The following is an 11,181-nucleotide window of genomic DNA, read 5'->3' on the forward strand; positions in this document are numbered from 1 at the left end:
TCAATCTATCTTTGTGCGCTATGGGAGAGATTTATTTGCCAAAAGGACACATTTGGCAACAGACAGAGAAGAGTGCGTGATCGGGGCTTACCTGACCCAAAATCGTCAGGTACAAAAAAAGGTTAGTAAACACTACGCTTACTAACCTTCTAGAATCTGGTGGCCCCTCCCAGACTTGAACTGGGGACCAATCGATTATGAGTCGTGATATGACTGTTTTCGATAAAATCTCACATCATCTCAAATTAGTTTATTTATGTTTTAATTCAGAGAGTTAAAAACATTTCTTCAACTCATCTTTTCTCGTATAGTCTCGTTCAGGTACGCTCTTGTTTGACTAAGTGTTTGACTAAAAATCGCTGTAGTCAAACAAGAGAATCTTTGAGTGAGGAAGTGTGCGATGTTAACGGTAAGTGCCATTCGTGGACTAAAACCCAAAGCTAAACCCTACTATGAGTGGGACAGCAATAGTGAGCGCGGAACGGGCAAGCTGGCAGTACAAGTGACCCCAAAAGGCAGTAAACGTTTTGTGTTTCGTTACTTTGTGGGCCGCAAAGCGAACTTCATTACGTTAGGCCAGTTCCCGGCTCTGTCACTGAATGATGCAAGAGCCAAACAGAAAGAGCTGGGTGACTTGCTTATTCAGGGGATTGATCCGAAAGAGCACATAGAGACGAAAAAGCGTGACCAAGAAAACGCAAAGCGCGAGGAAGCAAGGAAGGGGTCTATACAGCAATTGTTTGAAGCCTATGTCGCGCAAATGGTAAGGGACGGTAAGCGCACTCACAAAGCCGTTCTGGCATCTCTTGAGAAGGAAGTGTATCCGGTTATACCACCTGCTACGAAAGCCAAGGATGTAACCACACACGAGTTAAAACTGGTGTTGGCGGAAATGATAAGGCGTGGAGCGAAAACTCAGTCCAATCGTGTACGCAGCTATCTAATGGCAGCGTTTAACTATGGGCTAAAACACGATAACGATCCTGCTAACTTCATTGATGAAGCTAAGTTTGGCTTAGTGTTTAACCCGATGACGGCCATCCCCAAACAGAAAGATGCAGAGCGTGTGGGTAATCACTACCTGAAAATGGGCGAAGTGATCCAGCTAATCGCTGACCTAAAAGGGGAATATGAGCGGTTTAAGATGGGCGATACCATCCGGTGCCTGATTTTACTTTGCCTCTATACCGGAGGACAGCGACCTTATGAACTGGCGGCTTCTAAGTGGGAGGCCATAGATTGGGAACAAAAGTCACTATTGGTAAGTCGTGATTTGTCTAAAAATAAGCGAGAGCACATCATTCCTTTGACTAAATCTGCGCTGACGATTCTTCGCCAACTGCGCGAGGTAAACCAAGACTCTGACTTTATCTTTCCACACCGCTTAAACCGTAATGAGCATATTCGACTGGATTCGCTCTCTCAGGCAGTTACCCGATACCGAGACGCAACGCCTTTTGTTTCGTCCTTCATCCCCCGTGACATTCGCCGCACCTGTAAAACCCTGATGGGCGAGATTGGCATTTCTAAATCACTCCGAGACCGCATTCAGAACCATGCGCTAAATGACGTATCTAGCAAACACTATGACCGCTATGAATACCTGCCTGAGAAACGAAGGGCTTTGGAATCATGGGAGCAACGACTGAACGAAAACACCACTGTCACCAATGTAGTAGCATTTGCAGGGAGAGATTAAGCCATGTCATCACAGAAAGAAACAGGTACCCAGTTACCCCCCTTATTGCCTCTTGAATACTGCTCAGTGGCACGAGCGGCGAGGTTGTTAGGTTGTGAGGTAGAGGACATCTATCACTGGCGTGAAATCGGAGCGATAAAGCTATGTGCGGTTCTCAATGAAGAGCCTTGCAAAGCGTTCGTTAAACCTAGTTTTCTTTATGGTGAAGAAGACGAGGAAACTATAATCAACATGAAATTTGAAGAAGAACTATCCAAAGTCTACGAACCAGAAGAAGGTGAGAATTTTCAGATGGATGTGGGACATGTGATTGGACTTGGCCCGATGGAAATCGATGAAAGCCTACTGAATCCAATGGTCGTCTATGATGCTGTCGCTGATGGGGTGTGGATAGAGGCAGATGATGACACGAGGGAGATCGCAGGGCCCAACTTAATAAGCAGTAGCAAAACAGAGCATGTTGGCTACGAAGGGGGGCTGAAAAATGCAGAGTTAGTGGGCATCCAAGTGCCGGACCTGAAAAACAGACTGGTAGTGATGAAATCAGACCTAGATAAGCTGCATAAAGCAATACATGGCTTAGCTCCTCTCCCAAACCGATACAATGACTCAGATATAGCTGCAGAGATGGCAGCCAAAGAAAAAGAAAAACAAGTGACTGCCTCCTCTAGAGTTAGCGCTCCGCAAAAGTTAATTATCCGAGAGCTGGCAAAGAAGCTTCTTGGCGTTGACGAGATTGAAAACCCTCACAAAATGGCAGAAGCGCTACTTTTAGAAATTCCTCAGTTTGAAGAAGCAAGACGAAACATTGGAAAAGACACAGATGTAGCGCGAAGTGTCGCCAGATGGCTTGGCGCAAAGTAAAACAATAGCTTAGGCTATCATCTCCCCTTTGTAACACTTTTAGAAATCTACTTCACCAGCGTTAATGTCTTAGACATTAACGCTATCGTCGATACTGCAAGTCTCACACAGTTTCTAATGGGCTCATCAATTCCAAGAGTAACCCAAAGGTGAAGTGATGAGGCATGAAGTGATTATTGCTCCTAATGCAATGGAGTCTATGGTTGGGAGAAATAGAAAAACCCTCTGGCGCTGGTGGCGCAAGGAGAAGTCTTTCCCTGCCCCAATTCAAATCAACGGACGTACCATTGGCTGGCGCGAAGCAGACTATCAGGCGTGGCTAAATGGGGAGTGGCAACAATGAGCAAACTCCCAGCACCAAGCAAAGCCGAACTGTGCCTATTAGAGCTTTTACGCCGTGGTAGAGCTGGCCTACATCCGCTAGATGTGAATATCCGAGATCTTACCCATGCCAATTGGCTGGACGAAGCTGGTAAGTTTTGGAGTATTACGTTACCGACGGATATGAGTCTTCTCCGCATTCGTCATGGTGTGCGTATCGCCGATCAACCCGCACCGTTTACCAGTGTGCACGGCTACAAGGCCATGTTTAAACGCTACTGGCTGGCTGATCTCGATGCGGCAAAAAGTGCGATTGATTTGCTCAATAGCTGGCGAACCAAACGAGGAGCAGAGCCCCTATCAAGGCGTGACTGCAATGCGCTGCTAGCCGCTTTTCAGCCGGAGCCGCAAGCGTTAGGCGAGGTAGCATAATGACGAGTATAACCAAGCATCCCGTTGATCACGCTGAACTGGCAGATAAGGCCTTATGCCAGCTAGAAAGCCTTACTGTTGTACTTGGCACTGCTCATTTTGAGGAGGTTGATAACCAACATTGTAAAGGAGTTATATGGGCACTCCAGGAACTCGCTACAACGGCTAAACGTCACTTGCAGGCCAGTCGAGACGATATTCTTCTGCGCCGTCGATAGTAGCAAGTTATCCAAACCAGTGGCTGTCAGTGTTGGCAGCCATTTTTATTTTTAATGACACAAGTAAGTGACCACTATCGCCTAACTCTTTGATTTAAAAAGCGTGAGATGAGGTGAGATATGTTTTTAAGGTTTTTTAAGCGCTTTTCTGCTTTTGCCGAAGATGTGGGTTACTACGAGTGGCTTGGTGGAATTGATATCAAGTTGATAGTGATTACTTACTCAAATATCGAAATCGAGTCGGGTTTTATTAATATCTCCCGCCATCTCCCACTCACGGATAAGAGAAGTCAGGGCAATACATTTTGGTTGGTCAGAATTTCGATAGCGTGACGAGTATTGTTGAAACCGCAAACCGTAATGAAAAGGGCCTCAGGCATTGGCTTACTCCACTAACACGGGATTTTTTAAAACCAAAGACGGTCGCTGCTGGGAAGTGAATACAGGGCCAGATTTATCGCCACTCTACACCGACATTCTCCAGCGTTTGGTAAACCAGTTGGAGGCGATGGAATCTCTCTACGCGAGAGTGTTCTGTTTTCGTTTTGATTTGCACCTAACCGAATACACAGACAATAGTACAACGGTGAGTCGCTTGTTCTCGCTGGTGGTGCAAGCATTAAAGCGGCGCTACAAAACCCCTAACATGGGCTATCTATGGGTGAGAGAGCATGAAAAGGCTAAACAACAGCATTACCATTGTGTGCTCTTTTTGGATGGCTCAAAAGTGAATCACTTCCATACCATTCAAACCACCATTGACGGTTACTGGGCTGCCTTTGAAGGAGGCCATGTACAAGGATGCGGTTTCAAAGTGCTACCCAGAGGAGACTTACACGCCAAAGCTGAGATCATCTACTGGCTCTCTTATCTCGCTAAAGTACGCGGCAAAGCCAACGACAAAGGGAAACGGTATAGGCCCGACCAGGCTAAACGTTATGGTATCAGCCGGGTTAAATTCAAACCGAAGAATTGCGTACTTGTAGACAAAAAAGAAAAACCGAACACCGATGACATCTTTGCGTCGCTAACCTTTGTGGGGCGCGGGCCGTGAGTCAAAAAGTGCGCAAAACACTGCGCAGTTTTGAAGGGGGAAAGTGCGCAGTTGCAGACAAGGCGAGCTCTGCTAACGCCTCTCCACATTCATTGTGGCTGAGTGCGTGATTAGAATCGCTTACATGTGTATGCGCCGTAACGTTCGCTGATTATTAAAGGTTCGTTCAATAATCTATTGGAGCCACTTCACGATTTGGTCAGAGTTAACCTAACGATGACAACAACCCTATCCATATTTCTGGCCTGTTGCGTAGAATGCTGCGTCATGATCATTTACTGGCGGACAGAAAGGTGGCTTACAAATTAGTGCGATTGACCGAACTTATGGCGTATGAGTTTAGTCAAGTAGAGGGCGATATCAGCTCGCTGACCGAGCGCGATGTCAGCAGTATCATCCCTGATGGCGTGAGCTTTTCTCAGTTTAAGGAAAAGCTTGATAGCGGTGAATATGTATTACTGACCGATGCGCCGAAACAATCAGCGATGGTGCATGATAGCGTTAACAAGATATGGTCCGTTGCTCCGAGCACTAGCACAACGCTTTCGCCACAAGCCCAATCAGCTCTTTCTGCTAGAGCGAACCAATCTGGGAATGTTGCAGCGGGAGCGAGTGGTTCGCGTAGCGCGAGTAATAGCTCGCAATCTGCGACAACAAGTATCGAAGATACCTATGTCCCTGAGCCAGTAAAGCCTGACCGTTCAGACGTGCCGCCAGCCTTGAAATATGAGTACTGCTTTGAGATTGCAGCCTCTGACGACACGTTTCGTAAGGCCGTAGGCTGTACTTTCCAATTAGCGAAAACTGAGCAAGAAGGCACAATTGGCCAGTGGCAAACTAAGCCTACCGAACACGGTACTAAGTACACCGCTTACGCCGCATTTGATGAGCCTAAAAARCTAGTGGCTAAAATCTCTGCCGACACCATGGGWGTGAGTGTTCCTGACCACGTAGTGATGAAGCCTGAAGGCTCCGCTGTGGTCCGAGAGGCCTTCATTCCGGTGACACCCTCTATTCAGTTAGGTGAACGACTCGGTTTACCCACAGAGGGATATTATTATCACTTCAACCAAAAGCGCCTTGTTCAAGAATATAAGCTGTTAGGCAATGGCAAGTGGCAGTTTTATGCCACGCGCTCTACCCATGAAAAACTCAATCATGACCAAGGCCTTAACAAGCACCAGAGTGCTATTTTGGTTTACTGGAAGTTAGGTGGTAAAAACGTCGAAGATCAACACCTCGTCTATCTTAAAGAAGCCATTACTCGTGAAGAGCTCGATAATTTAGATGATGAATGGCTAGCAGAAAACGGCGTAAAGCTATCTATCAGCGATTTGCTCGCCGCCCCTAAGCAAGCCGTTGCGAATCGAGACGACTCACCGGCAGAGTCGGATAGCGATAAAACTCGTGACTCAGCGCAACCATTAACCCATACCGTTAAGTTTGATCCGACTACCCGCCAGCGTGAATCATGGCCTGCTATTGCCGCTCAATATGGCTTGTCCGCTAAGCAGCTGTTGGAATTAAATCCACACTATCACGCTGAACCGATGTCGTTAGCCGTGGGTGATAGCCTAACGGTTATTCAGCCAGCCACGAAAAGCGAAGAGAAATCAATAGCTCGCTCTTTACCACCAGAAGAACCAAAAACATACAACTTAGCGGCCAATACCCACTATACGTTTGATGGAATATTACAGGGGACATCTGTTAAACCAATAAATCGAGACGATATGGTTAACGCAGAAATTTCTGTGGTCAATTTAACTCAGTTATCCCCTCAAGACGTTGATGATGTGTATCTTGTTTTTGCTGATAAACGAATGAGCGTGGACGATTTTGCGCTTGAAACATATTTATCAAACCAAAAGCATATAGTCGAACATGTTCTTAATTCAAACCCTCATTTGAAACGTAGCTTTAGCCAGATTATTGAAGGTATGCCTCTAGTCATATCACCTTGGTCTGAGCAACACCCAGATGAAGAGTTTGCCATCAAACAGGCAGACGACTTAATGAGTGAATTTCTCACTCTCTCAAGCGAACAGAAAAAGTGGTTCGCAGAGCATCACGAAACAACAACGAATGCACTACTTATGAGTGCGGCATCTGGCCTAGATATTCATCAGCAGGACGCAAACACATCTATGCTGGCCGAGCTAGATCTAAACCATCTTTTGGCTGGCTCTGGCGCCGTGATCGCTGGTGCTCAAGTCCAAGGTGATAAAATAAGCAAAAAGATGAAGTCTTTTGCTGACTACTCTCGTTACGTTGCTTCTCGAACGGAAGGACTGTCAGGCCCCAAGCTATACTCTCACCCCGACTACAAAGCATGGAGAAAACAAGCTCGCACGTTTCAACAAGACATGAAGTTAATACTTACCGAGGTCGGAAAACCTGGATATATTAGAAACATACAGACAAAACGTATCAACAACTACCTAAATGTCGGCAAGCGCCAACTTTACCGAGCAAGAGACTTTTCTAAAGCAATTTCCGGTATTGAAATGACCGCATTGTATAAACAAACGATGTCATTCAGCCGCTCATTAGGTATCGCTAACGGTCTCGTAATTGGAGCAGGGTTATATGGAAACGCTGCTGACGTTGTAAATACATGTAACAGTAGTGGTTGGTTTGAGGATACTTGTAATAGAAATATAGTAAACAATACTGCAAGTGGTTTTTTTAACGTATTGGGAGGTATTGGTGTAGGCATTGCTCTAGCTGCAATCCCTGTAACTGGGGGGCTATCGATGGCTTTAGTTGGTGGAGGCTCTTTATTCTGGGGGATGTATGGTGGTGACTTATCTCAGCAAGTAGGTTTATTTGTCGAGGAGATAGTCTTTGATTAAGCTCGTATCCGAAATTAGCATTATGATTTCTCTACTATCATTCTTTCCTTGGATAGGTGTAATAGTATACCTATCCATGAAATTGAGAAAAAAGAAGTATGAGTTAATATTGAAAATCTCTCTATCTGCTCCGAACTCATTTTCTACAAGATCTAGGATGATGATGGAAAGTAACTTATCTTGGATTGCTGCAAGCTGCTTCCCGTTTTATTGGTTTGGAAAAGCAATGCTAAAATATGCTTGGCGCATTCCAGAGTCAGAAGTGAATAACTGGAAAAAAAGCATCTTAGATATTTTTGGATCATGGAGCACATGGTATAAATCAATTGTTTATCTTGGCAATGTAACTTTTACCAGTTTAATCGTGTTTTCCATTTTTTTCTGGGGGCTTTGAGTGCACTCAAGGATGCATTTTCGAAACACCAGGTATTCGGTAATGACTAAATGGAAAGCATTTTTACCACTGCTCTTATCAGTGGCTGTTTTAGGTTGCAAGCCCGAACCTTACACCGTTGAGGCTGGCTTTACTAATGGCAGTACTACCGGTCGGCATATCGTGTCCAAAATGACGATTACAACGATATCAGGAGGCCGAGCAAACTTCGCTATGGGTTCTGTCGGTGGTTATCCTGGGGCCCACTCAGGCGGAGGAAAAATAGATGCCCCCGCTTACATCGAAGGTGAGTGGGCAAAAGGTAACCCAGAGCCGAGTAGCGGTTTAATCTCCTATCACCGCATATCTACACCCATTCCAAATGATGCCGAAGCCAAAATGAAAACAATGGATAATTACTACCAAAATCTCGATCGTGACTATGGCTCGATGCAAGTTATCGTCGATGGCCCAAGAGTGCGAGTGTTTTATACCAAAGACTGCTCTATAACACTTGATAACTGCACACCTAAGGTTGGTGCAGATCCGAATGGCTGGGTAGTTAAAGATCCTAAAGGAGTGAGAGATGTCGTGGTGCTCTTTGATGGCAAAGGCGAATCTTCTCCGACTCCTTTTCCTTCAGCTGACGCTGCGACATCACAACAATTGGAAAAGGCAAACTCTCCGGAATAGATCTAGCTGTCAATTGATGCCAACCCAAACGTCAGGTATTCGGCAATGATTAAATGGACAGCCCTTTTATCTCTTTTACTAAGGATTCTCTTAAGCGGGTGTGAGCCTGAACCCTATACGGCTGAGGTCGGGTTTACTAATGGCTTTTGTTGTAGGTGGTGTCGCTGGTGCTACTATAGGAAAGAATGTCGGTGATATTATTTATATTGCTTATCAGTGGGGGCAATAGCAACTCTAAGTCATTCAGGAAAGTTTTTGATGATCACTCTTAAATTAGTTTTAGCCTTATTGTCAATAGTCATATTTTGGTACTTTGTCATTTGGTGTGTAGTAGGTGCCATATCGGGAGCCGTATTGAGCTTAGGAGATCCTCAACGCATTGTTTTTATGGATAAACAGTTAGCAAAAGATGTTGATAAACTTCACTCTGATTATCAGAATATGATGTCTTATAATATCTTGACAAGATTCATGGTGTATTGCTTAAAGTACCCTTTTATACGTTATAGGGCGAAAGTTTATTCTTGGAAGTTTAATGCATTTATGTGGTTGAATTGCATTGGATTTTGGTTGTTTTTTTTAACATTATGTATAACGATTATAGCAAAATTATTGTAGCCCTAGGTTAATGAAAAATAGCCATGTAAATTCGGGTAGGAATGGCTTTAGCCGCCATTCCTGTAACATGAGGCTTATCGATAGCTTTGGTTGCAGAATATCCTTTATGAAAAGGTTATCGACCTTAAAGAGCTGAGTGAATAGTTTGTAGAGGATTGGCTTTGAATAACTTTTTTGGGCACGCTTATACTATTATTACAGGAATATTTGCTGCATATGTGATCATATGGTCTGTTCCTGCAGTAATTATGAGCGCAATGGTCTCGCGAGGAAGCATTGAAAGAATTGTTCTCATCGATAAGCAGTTAGCCAAGAATCTAGATAAATACTATGACGAAAAAGGCTATATGAGATGGAACTATCAAATGTCCTATTCTATTGGGACTAGATTATTTGGCTACTGGCTAGCCTACCCGTTCATAAGACATCGAGTGACAACTAAATCTAAAAAGTTTAGGTTGTTTATGTGGGTCAACTGCATCGGAATCTGGGGATGGTTTCTTGTTCCTAGCCTCTCTCTTATAGAAAAAGCTATGATGTAATAAAGCTGGGATAAACATACACCGCCCCGTTGTATATGGCGCGGTGTGTTTCTATCTGGGAAAGCGAGCAGTGCGACTTTGTGCGTTACTCGTAGAGATATCTTTCTTCCGCTTTGTCGGATGAATAAGCGACCAATTCCCACTCAAAACCGGCTTTATCATAGAAGTACATCCGCTTACGGTAAGTTTCGTGCGCCATTGAACCATTGGGTTGATAGCCTTTTTCAAGTAGGCGTTCGCGGATGGTATCGATGTCATCAATGGGTAGTGTTCAAAAGTCTGTGTCACTCCTATAGTTAACCCTCAACAGGGAGTGATACATCAATGTCCGACAAATACGAAATTGATATTCAAGCTTTTGCTAAGGCACTGCAATCTGGACAGGGCCTCAACGGGAAAGATGGACTGCTAACGCCGTTGATTAAACAGATCACCGAAGCTGCTTTGGCTGCTGAGATGGNGGTAGTGTTCAAAAGTCTGTGTCACTCCTATAGTTAACCCTCAACAGGGAGTGATACATCAATGTCCGACAAATACGAAATTGATATTCAAGCTTTTGCTAAGGCACTGCAATCTGGACAGGGCCTCAACGGGAAAGATGGACTGCTAACGCCGTTGATTAAACAGATCACCGAAGCTGCTTTGGCTGCTGAGATGGATGAGCACCTGACCAAAGAGGGTCAGCCTAACCGCAAAAACGGTGTCTCTCAGAAAACCATCAAAACCGCTTCTGGCTCGTTCGAACTAGACACGCCCCGTGATCGCAACGGCTCTTTCGAGCCKCAGACCGTTAAGAAGTATCAGACTCGGTTAACCGATGAGATGGAGCGTAATATCATCTCATTATTTGCACTTGGGAATAGCTACAAAAGCATTCGTGAGTACCTTCTTGARATGTATGGGACTGAAGTGTCCAATGGCACGATAAACGCCATTACAGACCGTTTGGTGCCTGAGCTACGCGCCTGGCAAGAGCGCGAATTAGAGGCGGTTTACCCCTTCGTCTGGCTAGATGCTATCCATTACAAAATCAAAGAAAATGGCCGCTTTGTCTCTAAAGCCCTGTACACAATCTTAGGGCTGAATATCGAGGGTAAAAAGGAATTACTTGGCCTTTATCTCTCAGAAAGTGAAGGTGCCCGTTACTGGTTAAATGTACTGACAGACCTACAAAACCGTGGCGTCAAAGACATCCTTATTGCCTCGGTCGATGGATTAAAGGGCTTCCCTGAAGCCATTGAAACTGTCTATCCCAAGACGGAGGTTCAGCTCTGCATCATCCATCAGATCCGCAACAGCGTGAAGTACGTGGCTAGCAAGAATCAGAAAGCCTTTATGTCCGATCTGAAGTGCGTTTACCGCGCGACGACCCAAAACGCCGCAGAGCAAGCGTTAGATGAACTGGAAAGTAAATGGGGTGCTCAATATCCACTGGTCATAAAGTCGTGGCGCAGCAAATGGGAAAATCTATCGGTGTACTTCAAGTACCCAGAACAGGTCCGCAAAGCGATT

General features: G+C 44.9%; 9 protein-coding genes and 1 pseudogene. All 10 read left to right on the forward strand.

The genetic code is table 11. The features are described from left to right. Positions 1–400: 400 nt before the first annotated feature. Positions 401–1,699 carry a tyrosine-type recombinase/integrase gene (locus tag BZJ18_RS03695; RefSeq protein WP_077455382.1) on the forward strand — a complete coding sequence of 433 codons (1,299 nt, stop codon included), beginning with the start codon at positions 401–403 and terminating at the stop codon, positions 1,697–1,699. A 3-nt stretch (positions 1,700–1,702) separates the two neighbouring features. Further along, positions 1,703–2,563, forward strand: a complete 861-nt coding sequence (locus BZJ18_RS03700; protein WP_077455383.1) for a hypothetical protein — start codon at positions 1,703–1,705, stop codon at positions 2,561–2,563. A gap of 199 nt (positions 2,564–2,762) precedes the next feature. Then, a complete protein-coding gene (locus BZJ18_RS03705) occupies positions 2,763–2,906 on the forward strand; it encodes a helix-turn-helix transcriptional regulator (protein ID WP_241824907.1) in 144 nt (47 codons plus the stop codon). After that, positions 2,903–3,316: a hypothetical protein gene (locus BZJ18_RS03710; protein WP_077455385.1), complete on the forward strand. Its 414-nt coding sequence runs from the start codon at positions 2,903–2,905 to the stop codon at positions 3,314–3,316. Before BZJ18_RS03705 ends, BZJ18_RS03710 begins: the two co-directional genes overlap by 4 nt. Positions 3,317–3,913: 597 nt before the next feature. After that, on the forward strand, positions 3,914–4,588 hold the full coding sequence (locus BZJ18_RS03725; protein ID WP_077455388.1) for a YagK/YfjJ domain-containing protein: 675 nt from the start codon (positions 3,914–3,916) through the stop codon (positions 4,586–4,588). Positions 4,589–4,914: 326 nt separating this feature from the next. After that, positions 4,915–7,443, forward strand: coding sequence for an MIX and LysM peptidoglycan-binding domain-containing protein (locus BZJ18_RS03730; protein WP_077455389.1), 2,529 nt, complete (start codon positions 4,915–4,917; stop codon positions 7,441–7,443). 163 nt (positions 7,444–7,606) lie between these two features. Then, a complete protein-coding gene (locus BZJ18_RS03735; protein WP_077455390.1) occupies positions 7,607–7,837 on the forward strand; it encodes a hypothetical protein in 231 nt (76 codons plus the stop codon). A gap of 42 nt (positions 7,838–7,879) precedes the next feature. Further along, a complete protein-coding gene (locus BZJ18_RS03740; protein ID WP_077455391.1) occupies positions 7,880–8,509 on the forward strand; it encodes a hypothetical protein in 630 nt (209 codons plus the stop codon). 1,484 nt (positions 8,510–9,993) lie between these two features. Then, positions 9,994–10,128: pseudogene (locus BZJ18_RS17765) on the forward strand (IS256 family transposase); the annotation flags it as partial. A gap of 63 nt (positions 10,129–10,191) precedes the next feature. Further along, positions 10,192–11,181, forward strand: a 990-nt coding sequence (locus tag BZJ18_RS03755; protein WP_077455394.1) for an IS256 family transposase, incomplete at its 3' end; no start/stop codon positions are given.

This window comes from Salinivibrio sp. IB872, assembly GCF_001995345.1.
In the GTDB taxonomy this organism is placed as follows: Bacteria; Pseudomonadota; Gammaproteobacteria; order Enterobacterales; family Vibrionaceae; genus Salinivibrio; species Salinivibrio proteolyticus.